This is a genomic window from Chitinophaga sp. YR573 (genome assembly GCF_900110995.1).
Classification (GTDB): Bacteria; Bacteroidota; Bacteroidia; order Chitinophagales; family Chitinophagaceae; genus Chitinophaga.
Map to the genome: position 1 here is coordinate 4,193,355 of NZ_FOJF01000001.1, position 18,186 is coordinate 4,211,540.

Consider the following 18,186-nt stretch of genomic DNA (forward strand, 5'->3'; position numbering starts at 1 on the left):
GCCTTGCAATCATTGATTACAAAGCTTTACTTTAAATTTACCTCAGGTATACAATATATACTCACTTTAACTTAATTTCATCCTCTATAAAAACCTCATATATGGGACTTTTTGATAAACTCCGGAACGAATTCATTGATATTATAGAGTGGGTGGATACATCCAACGACACCATTGTCTGGAAGTTTCCCCGCTACCAGAATGAAATTAAGATGAATGCCAAGCTTACTGTGCGTGAATCGCAGTTAGCTGTATTCATGAATGAAGGGGTGATAGCAGATGTTTTCAAACCAGGAATGTATACGCTGACTACAGAAAACATGCCTATTCTCACCACGCTGAAAGGCTGGAAATATGGATTTAACAGTCCTTATAAGGCAGATGTATTTTTTGTAAGTACCCGTCAGTTTGTGAACCAGAAATGGGGTACCCGTAATCCGGTAATGCTGCGTGATGCAGAATTCGGCCCGGTACGTCTTCGTGCTTTCGGCAGTTTTGCCTTCCGCGTACAGGATGCCGGTAAATTTATAAAAGAAGTAGCTGCCACTAACCCTGAATTTACAGTAGAAGGGGTGAACGAGCAGTTACGTAACGTTGCTATTACCCGTGGTATGGATGCCATTGCACAGGCTAAAATTCCTGTACTTGATCTGGCGGCCAATTACGACGAAGTATCCGCACTTATTACCACTAAGATACAACCCGAGTTTAATGAACTGGGGCTGGAACTTACCAAGTTCCTGATTGAGAATATATCCCTGCCACCTGAAGTAGAGGCCGTAATGGACAAACGCAGCAGCATGGGCATTGTTGGTAACCTGGGAGCTTATGCACAGTTTCAGGCAGCCAATGCAATGGAACAGGCAGCCACCAACCCGAATGGGGGAGGCCTTGCAGGCGCTGGTCTGGGTGCCGGTGTGGGTATGGCTATAGGTGGCCAGTTAGGCAATATCTTCCAGCCTAATACAGTACAACCACAACAAGGTAACGATGGCCCGCCACCATTACCCGGAGCAGTCCAGTATTTCGCTGCTGTGAATGGTCAGCAGGCTGGTCCTTATACAATGGAACAGTTATCACAACTGGTAGCTGCCGGCACTATCAATCAGCAAAGTCAGGTATGGAAAAAGGGAATGGCCGCCTGGGCTGTTGCCAGCACTGTCCCTGAACTGGCAGATTTATTTAACAACGTACCACCACCTTTACCCAGCGTATAAACTATGCCTCAGGCCGAACAAACCGCCATCCTTAATACCACCCTTCAATGCAGTAACTGCGGAGCCACCCTGCATTTTGCACCTGGTACCCATCAGTTGCAATGCACGTATTGCGGGGCTGCAAATGAAATTGCCAGCACGGACAACAGTCCCATCGTTTCTTTCGATTATCAGACCTTTATTGACAACAATAATGGCCATGTAAACCAGCAAACGGAGAAAGTGGTTTCCTGCAAGAACTGCGGGGCTGCAACCACTTTGCCGCCAGAGGTCAACTCAGATAATTGTGTCTTTTGTACCAGTCCGCTCGTACTCAGTGACATAGAGAATAAACAACTGGTAAAACCACATTACGTATTACCGTTTTTAGTTCCACAGCAACAGGCTTCAGAGAGCTTCCGTAAATGGTTAAGCAAATTATGGTTTGCCCCTTCGGACCTTTCTAAAATGGTTACCAGCGACGCACGCCAGTTTAAAGGAGTATATATTCCGCACTGGAGTTATGATGCTAACACAACTACCGATTATGAAGGGCGTCGTGGCGACTATTATTACACAACAGAAACCTATACAGAAACTGTTGACGGCAAAGAGGTCACCCGCACAAGGGAGGTACGTCATACCTCCTGGAGTTATGCCAGTGGAACAGTGATGAATAGTTTTAATGATGTACTTGTTTCCGCCAGTAATTCACTGCCTCAGAAAGTAGCGAATCGCCTGGAACCATGGCGTATGGAAGCGCTGGTACATTATAACGAACAGTATGTAAGCGGTTTTCGCTCTGAACTTTACCAGATAAAGCCGGAAGAAGGACTGGAAGAGGCTAAAACCCGTATGGACCCTACCATTCGTGATACTATCTGTGGTGATATAGGAGGTGATGAGCAAACCATCAGTAATTACGATGTAACTTATCATGACCTTGCACTCAAGTACCTGTTATTACCGGCCTGGATCAGCGCCTATAAATACAACAATAAGCTGTATCATTTCACTATCAATGCCTGTACAGGTGAAGTAGTGGGTGAACGTCCTTATAGTGCGGTTAAAATTACACTAACTGTCATCGCAGCGCTGCTACTTATCATCATTCTTATCTATTGCTTTAAACAATAGAGATATAAAAATATTTTCAGCTCCAACAGCCATGTTGGAGCTTTTTTATTTATAGCAATTACTACGCAAATACACTACGTACCCACTTCATACCTTTGCCATGATTTAAATCCCTGGCTACTTATTAACCCTGTCATTGTTAACCTTTTAATTTGAAAAAAAATGAAATTTGTTTGTTTACGATCATGCTTGGTTTATCTCATGTTCGTTTTGGGTCTATTCGCCTGTAAAAGGGAAAATGCTCCAGATCATTTACCTCTAATCAATGAAACTGCCGTCCTGCATGCTACTTCCGGAAATGATGCTGCTGTTGCCGTTTCATGGTACCAGCTGCAATTGAAACTGATAAAGGAAACCGGAGGATTTACACCGCCGGTGGCTGCAAGAGCTATTGCTTATACTGGTATAACCTTGTATGAATCAGTAGTATGGGGAGCAGGTGGTGCTTCCTCATTAAAAGGGCAGTTGAACGGGCTCCATTATGTTCCGGTTCCTGAAAGAGGGAAGAAGTATAACTGGACAATTGCCGCCAACAGTGCGCTGGCTGTTATTACAAAGAACCTGTTTCCTAATGCCAGTGCTGCCAATCTTGCACTGATAACTCAGCTTGAGATCGATAACCTGGAAGCGTTTTCAGATAGCTGTGCGCAGGACGAAATAATCCGTTCTGTTAACTACGGCAGGCAGGTAGCAGGAAGTATCTACCAGTGGTCAACATCTGATGGTGGGAAAGATGGTTATTTAAACACATTTCCCTCAGATTATGTACCACCGGCAGGCGCAGGATTATGGGTGCCAACACCGCCGCTTTTTCAACCGGCTATGCTGCCTTACTGGGGGAATAACCGTCCGATTATCAGACCTAATACACCCGATCAGGCGGGCATACTTCCACCATTATATTCAACAGATACAACATCAGTATTTTACAATGAGGCATTCCTTGTATATCATACAGGTATAACACTCTCACCTGAGAAGAACCTTATTGCCAGATACTGGGCCGACGGAGGAGGAACTTTTACTCCTCCCGGCCATCTGATAGCTATTACAGCTCAATTAATAAGTGAGCAGCATTTGAGTCTTTCATCTGCTGCAAAGCTTTTTGCACAGGTAGGAATAGGTTTAAATGATGCAGGTATCCTTTGCTGGAAATACAAATACAGGTACAACCTGCTGCGTCCTGTTACGTATATCCGGTCAAACATAGATAGCAGCTGGCTGCCATTGATAGGCACACCTCCTTTTCCTTCTTACATCTCCGGCCATGCTACATTTACCAGCGCGGCTGGTCATATACTGGCAGCTTATTTTGGTGATGGCTTTTCATTTACCGATAAGCAGAAAGTCCCTGAAGGATTTACACCACGTTTTTTTAGCACATTTATCGATATGACAGACGAAGCAGCAGCTTCAAGAGTATATGGAGGTATCCATTACCAGTTCGATAGTGAAGTAGGAAAACAGGTAGGTGAAAATATTGCAGAAAGAGTATTGGGATTGAGGTATTAATACTGTGAAGGTCTGCTTAAAAGCAGACCTTCATTAATAAGCATTCAGCTGTTTTATTTGAGTTTTATATTTCACAGGCAAAAGCAGATCTCTCAACCAACTTTGTAATTTTATTATACTGCTTAGTTTATACAGATAGAGTACCGGCAACCATACATTTGCATTACGCAGGGATAATAATTCTTTCACCAGCTTCGGTGTTATTAATGCCTGTATTTTTTTTAATAACCAATACCGCATTACTCCAAGATGTTCACGGTATTTTTTAAACAGATCATCCGTGAAATCACTATACCGCAAATCTTCCTTTAAATGGATGTCGCGTGCAATTGTCCAGTTGTGATAATTAGCAGGCAGGTCTTTCAACTGCATACGCATACCCACTGTATGAAAGACATTAAAAATATCTTCTTTTTCTGCTGATGTAAGTTTGCGTTCCAGCAGTTCATATGCGCGGATGGAATAATCAATCAACATGAATAATACATCCCTGTATGCCCAGTCGGGTATTTGCGCAGCACGGGAAATTTCTACCTGCTTATGAATAGATGTAATCTGATCGATGGCAGCATAGGCGGCCTCATTTGTTGAGAAGATGATCCGCTGGGAATAGGCAACGGTAGAAAATAATCTGCCTAAAGGATCTGCCGGTAATCTGCCGGTGAAGTAAAGCCAGTCTACAGCTTTATTCAATGCAAATTCAGCGGCAGCGCCTGCAAAAATAAACAGCACAGTATCTGACTTTCCCCAGATTTCCCGTACGATAGAATCTTCATTTACGAAGTGTTTCATGTTGTAAGCGGTTAATATCCCTATAGCAAATAATTAACGGTATAATACCCACCACACCAAAGGAGCAATCAATAATCCGCCAGAAAACAGGGATATGACGAATATAACCTGCAATAAAAGCCAGCGGAATAATGAACACACAAGCCATCATACCAAACTCTATCACCCACACATTCTTAACAGGATCTTTAAGCGGACCGATAAAAAGCAATGCCAGCATCAGGTGTGCAAAAGCAAGCCAGTCTGTACCATAGCTTAAGTAAGGATAATGCTGATTAGTTGTCAGTATAGCGAGGTATATAGTATCAAACCATTTACTCATTCCTTCCGGAAAACAGGTACTATGATTAACCAGCCATTCAAGTTCAGTCTCTAGCGGAAAAGCTGTGAGCCCACTTATCGCAAGTCCGGTTATCATCATCCATATACATATTTTAATACGTAACATCAGCTTGTTTTTTGATGCCCAGTTGTTGTAGCGTGAAATAAATAATGCCGAACATGGTACCAAATAAAAGAGTGAATGCCCACAATCTGATATTTTCAAATGGTTGAAAAATATGATGAGCAGAAGCGGAAAGGACCATTACCGGATTTATTACTATATCCCAGCTGTTAAACCGTAAAAACCTGCCGATGTAAACGCCATAGCCACACAAACCAAAACTTATAATAACGATCGTTTTTACCCATATCATCTTCAGATGCCGGGATAAAAACTGTTCTATCTGCATAAGGGATACAATACCTAATAACAAACCATTCCAGGCCCCTGTAATTACCAGTAACAGATCATACCATTGAGGCACAGGCGGTTCTTTAACATAATGAAAAAGATCCGTGATCATATAAGGTGCATTCGGGAAAAATAGCAGCCAGCAGGCCATTAATACAATTGCTTTGAAGTTGCATTTGTCCAGTTTAAAAAGGGCACGGCTGAATAATAAAGGGAGCACAGCTAAAAATGTATTCCAGATATAAAATCCATATGTTAATTCTTTTGTAAAATAGACCCGTACTAATAGCAATAACATATTAAAAAGAATGGATACCAGCAACATCCTTTCCAAAGGAGAGATATTCTTTATCATACAAATAAAGAGTTAATTTAATTAGATAAAAGTACTTTGAGATACAAAGTAATAGAAAAAGTTTAACACTAACTAATTTACTTTGATTTTTGGGTGCAGGGCTTCGCCCTGCAAAACCCCTTCGATTTTTTTGTAAGGATGCGAAGCATCATTACAAAAAAATAAAACCTACTATTTGGTCAGAAATAAAAGAGAAGGTTTACAGCGATGATGATTTTCCAAAATTCACACTAACGGTGGTAGTCATGCCTACCTGAGAATCTACTTTTAATTTAATACCATGATAATCCGCAATACTTTTTACAATAGCGAGGCCCAGTCCATAACCTTCGCCTTCTATCGCATTTTTCTTCCTGAAACGATTAAATATCGTTTCAATATCTGCGGCTTCAATACCTATTCCTCTGTCTTTTATAAAAACCGTATAAGAACCGTCTGGTGCAATGTCATCGCTAATGTCGATACTTCCGTTCTCTTTATTATACCGGATAGCATTGTTAATGAGGTTATAGAATAACTGAAATAACAGATCATGATTTAACCGATGTAGTATAATATTGGGTTGTAAAGAAACAAACATCCTGATATTCCTGTCTTCAAGCCTGTGTTGTAATTCTTCTATGATCTCGTTTATCATTTTTTCAGGCTGAATACTATCCTGCCTGGCGTATTGATCATTTTCTATTCTCGATATTAATAAGAGGGAATGAACGATTTTCTTTAAGCGGTTAAGTGTTTTCATCATCTCCATGATCTTTTCCAGTGCGGGCTCTTCAAGATCATTTAACAACATCAGGTTTTCCATCTTGGTTTGCAGGATACCAATCGGTGTCATCAGCTCATGAGAAGCATTGGAAGTAAACTCTCTTTCCCTGTCAAAATCTTCTTTTATCCGATTCATCAACGAAATAAGAGAGGCATCGAGATACTTAAAATCAACCGTTGTTGTAGGAATGGGAAGAGGGGCTTCTTTAAATGGAAAAACAGGATTTATTAATTTAGTTTGGATGATGGTTTGCAATGGTCTAAGCAGAATCCGTGTAAAGGAAAGTTCTATCAGAAGGGTTAATATGATCAATATCCCCAGTACATATAAAGCTATTTTCTGCAACGGACTATTATACTGACTGATAGAGGCAATCGTTTTCCCTATTTCCAGTTCATACAATTGATTATTGTATTCGAATGCCTGGTTCAGCACACGGTACATCACAGTATCTCCCTCTATAATTCGTTGTGCTGTCTGGATAGTATCTTCATTATAAATGTTTCTGGCTTTCTCCAGGGAAATATATTCTTCTTTAAGCAGGGTATAACTTCCATAAGTAGAATCTCCCTGTAAATAGTAATCGATCCCGTTATTACGGATATTGTCCATTACTTTTTTAGCCTGTTGTTTTAACAGGCCGTTCGTGCTTTGGAAAGCCACCCTGTTAATAAGAAAAGGCAGCAATACGATGAATAGGATCACCGTTGCAATCTTGGAAAGGGTAGATGTAAGTGTAAGTTTAGTAAGCAGCTTCACGATTACAGTTTAATTTTATATCCAATCCCCCTGATGGTTTGTAACCAGTCTACCGGTCCGTATTCTGTCATTTTTTTACGGATATTTTTTATGTGTACATCAATGTAATTAGAATCATAATCATCATCTGAAAAACTGCCCCATATATGTTCACTCAGCTGCATACGTGTAAGAGGACGGTTCTTATTCAATACCATATAACTCAACAGATCGAATTCTTTTTTTGACAATCCTACATCTGTATCTTCAAACAAAGCTATTCTGTTACTGAAGTTGATAGTGAAATCCCCTAATGATACCAGGTTATCTTTTAATCCTGATTTTCTTCTGCTGATCGCCTGCATACGCGATTGTAATTCCAGCAATGAAAAAGGTTTAGGAAGATAATCATCTGCTCCCAGATCCAACCCTTTTATTCTATCTTCTAATTTACCCCGGGCCGTTAGAATGATATAAGATGCTTCCTGGCATATTTGCTTAGCTTCTTCCAGTACCTGTAATCCATCTTTATCAGGTAACCCCAGATCGAGTAAGATAAAATCATAAGGGCCTTCTTCCATGTACTGTCTTGCCTGTTTTGCCGTAAAGGCAAGATCACAAAGATATCCTGCCTTTATAAGAAAGTCTTCCATTTCCAGGGCCATTCCCCTTTCATCTTCAATAATTAATACTTTCATATCTTTTAAAACTGGTAGTAAAAGCTTGCAGTAAAAAATGAATTGAGTTTTCCCGGGTCTGCCTGTGCTTTTTGTCCTAGGAGTGAAAGCTGACAGGCAACTTCTACAAGATAGCTGGCCCTGTTATATGCTAAAGGTAATTTTAGATTGTAAGATAAGAGATCGAAACTGGTATAAGGCTGACTGCTGGTAGTTGAACCTGAACTATTACCTCCTCCCAGAATAGGGGTAAGCACGCCAAGCAAACTATCCCTGAGACTTTTCTCTGTGATATAGTATTTATAAAATCTTTGTGTACCACCTGTCACATCTATTAACGGAGTAAGTGTGACGATATCTTTTGCACCCAGACTAAACAGATTGATTTGTTTACTTATACCAAGGGTAGTAAAGACGTCGTTTGTTTTCCCGAAAGCATAGTCCACTCCAAGACTGGTTGTAACCCAACTGGTATGGGTGATAGTTAAGCCGGCTGTATGTGGATTAGCAGCTTGCAGGAAAGGGGAGAGCTTAGGATAAAAAGTATAAGTGTAACTCAGGTCAACGGACAGGCGTTTGCTGAGTTTAAAACCATAACCGGCACCCAATGTATACGCGGAAACAAAATGAGCGCTGTCATTCAGTAACTTGTAAGCTAAACCGTTCAGGGAAAAGCCGGAGCGGTGATGGTAAGAACCTACCGTTGCTACATAGGCCATTTTTTCCTGAGATTTCATCCCATAGTAATTGGCATTATTCGCATAACTAACTCCAAGCGTAAGCGTAGATTTTTCGGCTGGCACAGTGTCTTTCTGTAATGTACTATCCGTCTGAGCCTGACATACAACACTGAAAAATAATATTGGCAGTAGATAGAATATCTGTTTCATGGTCGTTGATTTAAGTGCTGTGTTAAGGAATACGGACACCTATTTTCCTGATCACTATTTTTGGTTTTACGATAGGTGCTTTTACAGGAAGCACTGTTGTAGGTACTGCTATAGGTTTTATCTGTTTTTTTGCTTTGGGAACTTCTTTGATAACGGCATCTGTCACAGGCTGTTCCTGTTTTTGCTCTGCTTCTACAGGTTTCCTGGGTGGTATAGAATCCTGCAGCGCCAGACATGTGGACGCAGCCTTGTGATTAAGTTGGGGTAGTGTTACACTACCCCAACTCTTCAGGGAAACGATTAAGAGGATAATAATTATTCCTGCATACCGGTAAAAAGCCCCTTTGTTCATATTAAAAACAGTATTTAAATTTTATTACCTGATCCCCACTTTTACATTTGTTTTCACATTTGCAGCAGTTTTTACATGTGGAGTTTTAATGCTGGTGTTTGCTTTTACTGAAGGTGAAGCAGCCACTTTAGTTGTTGTTTTTACACTTGCGTCTGGTTTTACAGCCTTTACTTCATTGGTGGTAGCTACTTTCGCACTTTGTGTAGTCTTAACAGACTTGTCGGCAACGGTTGCTGTTGTCTGCTTTACTTCGTTGCCGGTAGCTACTGCAGTAGTTTGTGTAGCTTTGGCAGAACTGTTTGCCTGGCTTTTTGCAGACGCAGCAGCATCGCTCTTAGCATCGATAGCAGTTTTACTATTTACTTTCGCTGATCCGCTGGTTTTTGCAGCAGTCTGTACAGAGGCAGATGTATTGGTGGATTGTTTTGCTTTAATCTCCTGAGCTGATGCAATACCTGTGAATAAAGAAGCGGCGATAATAAAAAGTGTCGTTTTCATAAATTTTTCAATTGATAAGTTAATAATAATTTGCTTGTCGATACAAACTTAGAACCCCAACATGAAGAAAAAATGAAAACCGGCTTATTAAGTGTACCTTTCCATGTTGCCGGTTATACTACCGGCAGGTAAATTATTATTATGTCAAATATAACACAGGTTGTTAACACTGATAAAAACCTGAAAACGTTAAAGAAAGGTGTACATTCTTCGGATCTTGACCAGTTACTGAGCAGTACCGGTCCGTTTACGTTGTTTGCCCCTTCTGACATCGCTTTTGAGAAACTGGAAAAGGGACTTATGGATGATCTCCTGGAGCCTCAGAACAAGCTGAAACTGACTGATTTGATGAATAATCATATAGTGAACGGAATAGTACCTTTCAAAAATCTGAAAGACGGGGACAGTCTGACGACAATAAACGGTAATCAGTTAATAGTAGAAATAAAGAATGGTAAAGTAAATGTGGGTGGAGCTGGTGTCCTTTTACGTGATGCTAAAATATCCAATGGGATCATGTATGCTACAGATATTGTGTTTGTAAAATAATAACTCCGCTTTTAAAATTATAAGCCTGTAAACGAAAAGTTTACGGGCTTTATTTTGCCCAATAAGCATATTATTTTACATTTAACTATGACCGCAATAATTATAATAGCCCTGATGATAATATTGGGAGGATATTTTCCACTTCGCAAAAGAAATAGGAATAAACCATCGGAAGATGCTTATAAAGTAATTCTAAATGAGCATATTGAATATTACCAGAAACTGGATGATGGAGGTAAAGCAAGATTTGAGAAATTGGTAAAGGAGTTTCTAAATGTTACTCATATTGAAGGGGTAGGGACGGAAATAACTGATGTGGACAGGGTGATGGTTGCTTCCGGAGCAGTAATCCCCATTTTTGGTTTCCCCAGCTGGAAATACAGGAACCTGACGAATGTGATACTATACCCTGATACATTCAACCATGAATACCAGTTTGAAGGTGGAGACAGGAATATCCTGGGTATGGTGGGTTCCGGTTATATGAACGGACAAATGCTTTTGTCAAGAGCAGCACTGGTAAAAGGCTTTTCCAAATCATCAGGTGCGGAGAATACCGCCATCCATGAATTCGTTCATTTACTGGATATGTCGGACGGGGCAACAGATGGTATACCCCAAAACCTGATGAAACATGAATACACCATTCCCTGGCTTAAAATGATCCACCATGAAATGCAACGCATAGAAGCCGGGCATTCAGATATCAATCCATATGCTGTAACCAATGAAGCCGAATTTCTGGCAGTAGCCTCAGAGTACTTCTTTCAGAAACCGGGAGAATTAAAACAGCATCACCCCGAAATCTACGAACAACTCAGCCGGATATTCGGGCAAACACCTGAAAAATAAGCCCGTAAAGTGTCTGCTAAACAATAAAAGTATCTGTAATTCTTTTAGAAGCTTTTTGTTGTTTATCTGATGATGAATTTAAAATGCTGTAAATCAATATATTAGTTGATTTTCGACCTCAAAATAACTAACTGCCGTGCTATTGTTTATAACAATATTTTTTTAGATCTTCATGTTGATATCATGTGATTGAATAGCACTTATTAGATTCCGGGCGTTATCTGCTTAGTTATGAATAGTTATGTTGAGCTAACTGATGAAGAACTTGTAGCCTTATTACAAAAGGACGAACTTAACGCGTTTAAAGAAATATACAAACGTTACTGGAAAAAGCTATACGCTGCCGCCTATCAGCGCTTAAAAGATAATGAAACAGCGCAGGAAGTTGTGCAGGACTTTTTTACTGCTTTCTGGATAAAGCGCGGTCAGCTTAAAATAGATACGCTGCTGGCCAACTATTTGTATAAAGCAATAAGTTACCAGATTATAGATCAATACCGCAAGGAAGAGGTAAGGAACAGGCACAAAGCCCTGTTCAAACTCAACGCAACGGAAATAGATCACTCCACAGAAAATACTCTCTCCACAAATGATCTTAAAAAGGTCATCGATTACGAAGTTAGCCAGCTACCCGTAAAATGCCGGTCGGTATATGAACTGAGCCGTAATCAGTATAAAACCAATAAAGAAATAGCCTCTTACCTCGCCATATCTGAAAAAACAGTAGAAAACCATCTCACCAAGGCGCTTAAACAACTACGCTTAAGCCTCAGCCATTTTATGTTATATTTCCTGTAATAATTTTTTTTGGATAGACTAGGGGATACCTATCCTCCCACACGACATATCTATATAAGCCAGCATTAAAACCTTCTTTACATGAGTAACGACATTTCTACTGAATTGTTAAAAAAATACATCGATGGCGAATGTACTGATGAAGAAGCGTTGCTTGTAAAAGAGTGGTATGCGTCTTTTGAAAATGACGATGATCATATCTCTGCATTAAACGAAGAAGATCGGGCCAAACTGGAATCTCTCATGCTGAGTAATATTTTAAACAATATTCAGCCGGAGAAACACAGTACTAAATTGGCCTGGATTAAAACAGTGTATTTTAAAACAGCTATCGCAGCGGCCATATTAATTGCCGCAGGCCTGTTCGTGGTAAATAAAAGAGTACCGCATAGCGAAGCACAGATCTCATTAATTAATAGGACAAGATCTATTTATAAACAGATCCTGCCTGATGGTAGTATCGTCTGGTTAAGCCCGGGTGCAACACTGCTGTACCCCAATAACTTCAGCGGACCATCAAGGCTGGTCCACATGAAAGGGGAATGCTTTTTTGAAGTCACTAAAGATATAGCACATCCGTTTATTATTAATAGCGGAAGCATCATTACCAAAGTCTTGGGGACAAGCTTCCGCGTTCGGGATTTTGATAATACACATAAAGCTGAAGTCTCTGTAATAACCGGTAAGGTTTCAGTAAGCATCAATAACCGTCAGTCGGCAGCAGCTGAATCAGGTACACAGGAAGTGATGTTATATCCTGCACAAAAAGCCAGCTTTATTTATACTAAACATCAACTGGTAGCCGGTAAGGAAACAGATGAGGCTAGTGTGAGGATGTGGTATAAAACTAAATTATCTTTTGAAAATACATCACTGAGGAATATTATCAGCATACTTAATAAAAAGTTTTCAGTAGATATTAAAGTGGACAATGAAAAACTGAATGATAACGTGCTTAGTGCCGATCTGGCTGATTTCAACCTGCCAGAGATATTAGAAGTCTTTAAAAAATCACTCGGGGTAAATTACGTAATCAGTGGCAATACAATATATCTAACCGATCAGGTTATTGGAAATTAATCTTAATACTATGATGACATTCATTACTTAGATCATCCCTGTCTGAACTAAAATAATCAATTATTACATCCCATTTTTTGAACACCGTCGTTGGTGAAGGGATTTTTATGCTTCAAATTTTACAAAAGAAATTCAATTAAACGTTATGAAGTTTTATCCACAAATTTCCATCCCCTGGACACGGATTTTGAGAATTACCTTTATTCAAATATTCATCACAATTGCTATCACAGGGTTCTCATACTCTGAATCATTGAGGGCGCAGGACATTTTAGAAAAGAAAATTAATGTGTCGTTCAGTAATGTAAGTCTGGCTGAAGGATTAAAGACGATAGAGAAAACCAATGGTGTGAAATTTATATTCAGCAAAGATGCTGTTAACACCGAACTGAATGTTTCTATAACCAGTACTAACGAAGAACTAAGATCTGTTTTAAATAAACTACTTACGCAAAACAATATCAGTTATGAGGTAATACATGATGCCATTGTTTTACAGAAAAAAGTAGCAGCTGGTTTGGTTGTAAGTGGTAAAGTAACCGATGGCAAAGGTGGAATACTGATAGGGGTAAGTGTATTCGAAAAAGGAACAAACAAAGGGACTACAACAACAAGTAATGGGACTTATAAACTGACAATTGATAATCCTGATGCCATACTGGTATTTAAATATATAGGATACGCAACAAAAGAGATTCCGGTTGATGGGAAATCAGTAGTGAATGCCATCTTAACAGAAGAGGCTACCTCGTTGAATGAAGTAAACATTGTTAATATAGGATATGGCAGCAAAAAGAAAATAGACCTCACAGGAGCCGTGAACTCATTAAGCAGTGAAGATATTGCCAATTCAAAAGCGCCAAATGCACAGGAGGCTTTACAGGGCCGTATGCCAGGAGTAGATGTAAAGAGAAGCTCAGGAAGACCGGGTGCAGATTTCACCATTGAAATACGTGGTGTAAATTCCATCAGTGGTGGTACACAGCCTTTGTACGTAGTAGATGGTATACAGGTTAGTAATATAAACGATATCAATCCGGCAGATATAGAACGGATGGATGTTTTAAAGGATGCATCTTCCACTGCTATATTCGGATCAAGAGGTGCTAATGGTGTGGTGATTGTTACCACTAAGAGAGGGATAAAAGGTGCGTTAAGAATAAACTATGATGCATATGTAGGCGTAGTGAACGCGTATAATTTACCAGACATGATGAACGGACCGGAATTTGTTGCCTACGACCGGGAATTTATAAATACCCAGGCACAACAGGCTGCTTTAGTAGGCGGTACTACTTATACACCGGTTACTGATGATAAGATCTTCTCCGCTACAGAACTGGCGAACATTGCCAGCGGGACTTATACCGACTGGTACAAGTTAATCAGAAGGGACAATGCATTGCAGACCAACCACAATCTATCCATCACAGGAGGAGACGATAAAACAACCTATTTTTTATCTGCGGGTTACCAGTTATATAATGGTGCAGTTCAGGTTGAAAACACGAAGAAATATAACCTGAAAACAGGGTTCGACCGTACCTTCAATAATGTATTTAAAGTAGGTGCTTCTATCTACACTACTTTTGCTGATATTAATCCGGGCAGCGCGGAAGTATTCAGAAGTGCAGGTCGCTTACGCCCAACCGGAAGCCCATATAATGCAGATGGTTCCTTACGTTTCTTCCCATCAGAAAACGAATCACAGATTACCAATCCTTTGTTTGAGTTTGATAATGAGATTCGCCGGGCGCAGTACATCCGCTTATTACCTAACATATTTGCAGAGCTGAGTTTTCTGAAAGATTTTAAATTCAGAACATCCTTTACACCGGACCTTACTTTCCAACGTACCGGTACGTATAATGATACCTACTCCAAAGCAAATGCAGGCACTAAACCAGCTTCTGCTACTAACGGATCAAACCACTGGACTAATTATACCTGGAACAATGTGCTGAGTTACAATAAACAGATTGGCGTACATCGCTTTGATGCTTTATTAGGTAGCTCATCAGAATACCATCAATACGATTACAACCAGATCTCTGTAGTTGGGTTACCTTACCGTTCTTTATGGTATAATGTGGGTAACCTGGCAGCTTATACCAATCCTGCAACAGGAGTGGTTACGCAGCCTTCTACAACAGCTTCCAGCGGATACACCAGACAAAATATACAGTCATACTTTTTCAGAGCTAATTACACTTATAAAAACCGCTACCTGTTTACAGTGACCGGTCGTGGTGATGGTAACTCCATTTTTGCAGCTGGTCATCAATGGGGTTTCTTCCCTTCGGGTGCATTCGCCTGGATTGTCAGCGAAGAAAATTTCATGAAGAAAATAAGCGCCATCAGTTTACTGAAACTTCGCCTAAGTGCGGGTAAATCCGGTAATGCTGCTGTGGCTACAGTGCCGGCAGGTAATATATCAGGCGCTTCATCAACAACGCCATACCTGGGGCCGTATATTACACAATCTTCCATTACAGGTACGTACTATGATTTCAATGGCGCTAATGCCAATGGATTTGCACCTTCCGTTCTTGCAGATAAAAACCTGTCATGGGAAAAAACAACAGAATATAATGCAGGGATAGATCTGGAACTGTTTAAAGGAAGAATTGCTGTAACGCTTGATTACTATAATAAAACTGCCAAAGGGACCATTTTACAGGAAACCATTCCTTATGAAAATGGTTTTTCTACAGTCGTTACAAATTTAGGTTCAATCAGGAATAGTGGTATTGAAGTAGGACTAAATACGATTAATATCCATTCTGAAAAATTCACATGGAGTACGAATATAAACTTTGCGATTAATAAAAATAAGATCCTGGAGTTATATGGTACAGGGAAAGATGACATTGCTAATAGCCGGTTTATTGGTCAGAAATCCAGAGTAGTGTATGCTTACAAAATAACAGGTGTATGGCAGACTAACGAAGCCGATGCCGCAAAAACATTCGGTCAGTATCCGGGTCAGTATAAGATTGATGATCATAATAATGATGGTAAGATTAATGCAAGTGACAGACAGGTAATTGGCAGTGATATCCCTAACTGGTTCGGGGGTATAACGAACACATTCAAGTATGCTAATTTTGATTTGAGCGCTACCGTATACACCCGCCAGGGAACATTACAGCAAAGTACCTTTTTAAACCAGTTTTTAGATGGAGATCAGAACCGTGCAAGGTTTAACGCTTATAACCGCAGTTACTGGACTTACACCAACCCAAGTAATAAGTGGGCGAATAATGCCATTGAAACAGATGGTACAAGAAGACTGGCTGCTGAATATTCAAACTCTTCTTATATAAAGATCAGCAACATCACTTTAGGATATACACTCCCTAAAAGAGTTATAGGTAAGACCGCATTCAAAAATATAAGGGTGTATGCAGATGCTTATAATCCTTTCATCTGGACCAAATTCATCGGATGGGACCCTGAAACGGCCGACTTAACCTCCGGTGGAGCACAGGACTTCCGTACCCGTACTTTTATGTTTGGTTTACAGGTAACCCTATAATTTCATTATTAACATCATACTGTTATGAAAAAGTCATTTATAAAATTTCTCACCATAGTTGTACTGGGTACAGCAACAGGATGTAAGAAATCTCTCGAAGAGTATAATCCGGGTGGAAGAACAGCAGAAACATATTATAACACACCTGCAGGTTTTGAAGATCTTGCCAAATCCAATTATCCTAACCTAAGGGTGATTGTTAATACACCTAACCTTTATTACTTAGGTACGGATGCTTTTTCTACGCCAAATATTACGGATCAGAGTGGACTTAATCTGTACAACAATAATCTTAACTCTTTAAATACGGATATTGATACATACAGTAAAGCATTATACGCAGCTATCAATGTTGCTAATAATACGATATACTGGGCTACAAAGGTAGAAGGTGGTACTGCCGCTACCATTAATATCCGTGTTGCTGAGGCGAAGGCTTTACGTGCTTATTACTATTACCTGCTAGTAGAAACCTTTGGAGATATGCCATTGGTATTAACAGCCAGTACATCAGTAACATTAACTTATACACGGACACCTGAAAAGGATATCTACACACAGATCATCCAGGATCTGAATGATGCCATCGCAGTATTGCCTGTAACAACCGCTGATTTTGGTCGTGTTACAAAAGGCTGTGCACAGCATCTGCTTTCAAAAGTATATTTAACGAGAGGATATAAGAGTTATGGTGATGGGAATGCTGATTTTCAGTTAGCCGCTTCCAACGCGGATTCTGTAATTGCTGGCCCTTATGCGCTTAAAGCTACGTATTCAGATCTTTTCGATCCTACCGTTACAAACTTCCAGGTGAATAGTGAGGTGATATTTTCTGTTCAGTACAGTACTAATACAACTACCAATACAACCGGTGCAATTACAGGTAGTACATTATACCAGTATTTTTTATGGGATACACAGGCAACCGGACAGTTAGGCCGCAGTATTTTTTACGGAAGAGCTAACAACCTGGTAGCGCTTGATCCTTATTATATTAATGTGTTCGACAGAACGCGTGATAGCCGGTACCTGGCATCAATGTATGATGTGATTTATACACAGGTAGCAGGATCTGGTTTTGCTGTTGGGGATACATTGATTTATTACCCGGCAATACCTTTTACGGCGGCAGAGAAAGCGGCTAAGAAGTATTATGTTATTAATCCTGATGAATATAGAACTTCTCCTTTTTTAGCAGGAGTACGCAGTTATCCTCAGTTTAAGAAATTCCGCGATCCATTTGTTACTTCCTATACCGATGGTGGTGGTGCAAGAGATACTTACGTTTTCCGTTTAGCCGAAACATATCTTATGGCAGCTGAAGCGTATCTCAAACTGGGTAATACGGCGAAGGCGCTGGAATATTTTAATGCTATCAGGACAAGAGCTGCTAAAAAAGGGAATAATCCGGCTACTGGCATTGCTTACTCTACAGAAATGCAGGTATCAACTTTAACGATAGATGATATTCTGGATGAAAGACTGAGAGAATTAACAGGGGAAGAGTTCAGGTGGTTTGAGCTGAAACGTACAGGTACATTATTAACCCGTACACTGGCAGATAATGATGAAGCCAAAGCGGTGAATACAATGAAATCGTTCCATACATTAAGACCGATACCACAGGCGTTGATAGATCTGAATCAGGGAACATTTCCACAGAATACAGGGTATTAATTAATATTGATTGGAACTGGCACGGAAAGATAATTAAACGTAA

General features: G+C 40.0%; 17 protein-coding genes. 9 read left to right on the forward strand and 8 right to left on the reverse strand.

Features of this window, described 5'->3' with window-relative positions:
• Positions 1-101: 101 nt before the first annotated feature.
• The 3 genes from BMW86_RS17675 to BMW86_RS17685 all read left to right on the forward strand — a co-directional run bounded on the left by BMW86_RS17675 (position 102) and on the right by BMW86_RS17685 (position 3,845).
• Positions 102-1,217 (forward strand): SPFH domain-containing protein, encoded by a 1,116-nt coding sequence (locus tag BMW86_RS17675; protein WP_089783041.1) that lies wholly within the window; start codon positions 102-104, stop codon positions 1,215-1,217.
• Between the two features lie 3 nt (positions 1,218-1,220).
• Positions 1,221-2,333 (forward strand): TFIIB-type zinc ribbon-containing protein, encoded by a 1,113-nt coding sequence (locus tag BMW86_RS17680; protein ID WP_089783042.1) that lies wholly within the window; start codon positions 1,221-1,223, stop codon positions 2,331-2,333.
• A gap of 201 nt (positions 2,334-2,534) precedes the next feature.
• On the forward strand, positions 2,535-3,845 hold the full coding sequence (locus BMW86_RS17685; RefSeq protein ID WP_255372940.1) for a vanadium-dependent haloperoxidase: 1,311 nt from the start codon (positions 2,535-2,537) through the stop codon (positions 3,843-3,845).
• Positions 3,846-3,878: 33 nt separating this feature from the next.
• Here the strand turns inward: BMW86_RS17685 and BMW86_RS17690 are convergent, their stop codons facing one another.
• The 8 genes from BMW86_RS17690 to BMW86_RS17725 form a co-directional block, all read right to left on the reverse strand.
• On the reverse strand, positions 3,879-4,637 hold the full coding sequence (locus tag BMW86_RS17690) for an oxygenase MpaB family protein (RefSeq protein WP_089783044.1): 759 nt from the start codon (positions 4,635-4,637) through the stop codon (positions 3,879-3,881).
• Positions 4,618-5,085, reverse strand: a complete 468-nt coding sequence (locus tag BMW86_RS17695) for a hypothetical protein (protein WP_089783045.1) — start codon at positions 5,083-5,085, stop codon at positions 4,618-4,620. The genes BMW86_RS17690 and BMW86_RS17695 overlap by 20 nt, the downstream gene beginning before the upstream one ends.
• Entirely contained in the window at positions 5,072-5,728 is a 657-nt protein-coding gene (locus BMW86_RS17700; RefSeq protein WP_089783046.1) for a DUF1361 domain-containing protein, read from the reverse strand. The genes BMW86_RS17695 and BMW86_RS17700 overlap by 14 nt, the downstream gene beginning before the upstream one ends.
• A gap of 199 nt (positions 5,729-5,927) precedes the next feature.
• Positions 5,928-7,253 carry a sensor histidine kinase gene (locus BMW86_RS17705; protein WP_089783047.1) on the reverse strand — a complete coding sequence of 442 codons (1,326 nt, stop codon included), beginning with the start codon at positions 7,251-7,253 and terminating at the stop codon, positions 5,928-5,930.
• Positions 7,254-7,255: 2 nt separating this feature from the next.
• Complete coding sequence (locus BMW86_RS17710) at positions 7,256-7,930, reverse strand: response regulator transcription factor (protein ID WP_089783048.1); 675 nt, start codon at positions 7,928-7,930, stop codon at positions 7,256-7,258.
• A gap of 5 nt (positions 7,931-7,935) precedes the next feature.
• On the reverse strand, positions 7,936-8,799 hold the full coding sequence (locus BMW86_RS17715) for a hypothetical protein (RefSeq protein WP_089783049.1): 864 nt from the start codon (positions 8,797-8,799) through the stop codon (positions 7,936-7,938).
• A gap of 22 nt (positions 8,800-8,821) precedes the next feature.
• Positions 8,822-9,151 (reverse strand): hypothetical protein, encoded by a 330-nt coding sequence (locus BMW86_RS17720; RefSeq protein WP_089783050.1) that lies wholly within the window; start codon positions 9,149-9,151, stop codon positions 8,822-8,824.
• 24 nt (positions 9,152-9,175) lie between these two features.
• Positions 9,176-9,649 (reverse strand): hypothetical protein, encoded by a 474-nt coding sequence (locus BMW86_RS17725; protein WP_089783051.1) that lies wholly within the window; start codon positions 9,647-9,649, stop codon positions 9,176-9,178.
• A gap of 141 nt (positions 9,650-9,790) precedes the next feature.
• On the opposite strand from BMW86_RS17725, the gene BMW86_RS17730 reads away from it, so the two are divergent.
• The 6 genes from BMW86_RS17730 (at position 9,791) to BMW86_RS17755 (ending at position 18,143) form a co-directional block, all read left to right on the forward strand.
• Complete coding sequence (locus tag BMW86_RS17730) at positions 9,791-10,198, forward strand: fasciclin domain-containing protein (protein WP_089783052.1); 408 nt, start codon at positions 9,791-9,793, stop codon at positions 10,196-10,198.
• Positions 10,199-10,285: 87 nt separating this feature from the next.
• Positions 10,286-11,050, forward strand: a complete 765-nt coding sequence (locus BMW86_RS17735) for a M90 family metallopeptidase (protein ID WP_089783053.1) — start codon at positions 10,286-10,288, stop codon at positions 11,048-11,050.
• Positions 11,051-11,281: 231 nt separating this feature from the next.
• Positions 11,282-11,848 (forward strand): RNA polymerase sigma-70 factor, encoded by a 567-nt coding sequence (locus tag BMW86_RS17740; protein ID WP_089783054.1) that lies wholly within the window; start codon positions 11,282-11,284, stop codon positions 11,846-11,848.
• Between the two features lie 81 nt (positions 11,849-11,929).
• A complete protein-coding gene (locus tag BMW86_RS17745; RefSeq protein ID WP_089783055.1) occupies positions 11,930-12,928 on the forward strand; it encodes a FecR family protein in 999 nt (332 codons plus the stop codon).
• 145 nt (positions 12,929-13,073) lie between these two features.
• Positions 13,074-16,466, forward strand: a complete 3,393-nt coding sequence (locus BMW86_RS17750) for a TonB-dependent receptor (protein ID WP_089783056.1) — start codon at positions 13,074-13,076, stop codon at positions 16,464-16,466.
• A 24-nt stretch (positions 16,467-16,490) separates the two neighbouring features.
• Complete coding sequence (locus tag BMW86_RS17755) at positions 16,491-18,143, forward strand: RagB/SusD family nutrient uptake outer membrane protein (RefSeq protein WP_089783057.1); 1,653 nt, start codon at positions 16,491-16,493, stop codon at positions 18,141-18,143.
• The last annotated feature ends 43 nt before the right edge of the window (positions 18,144-18,186 follow it).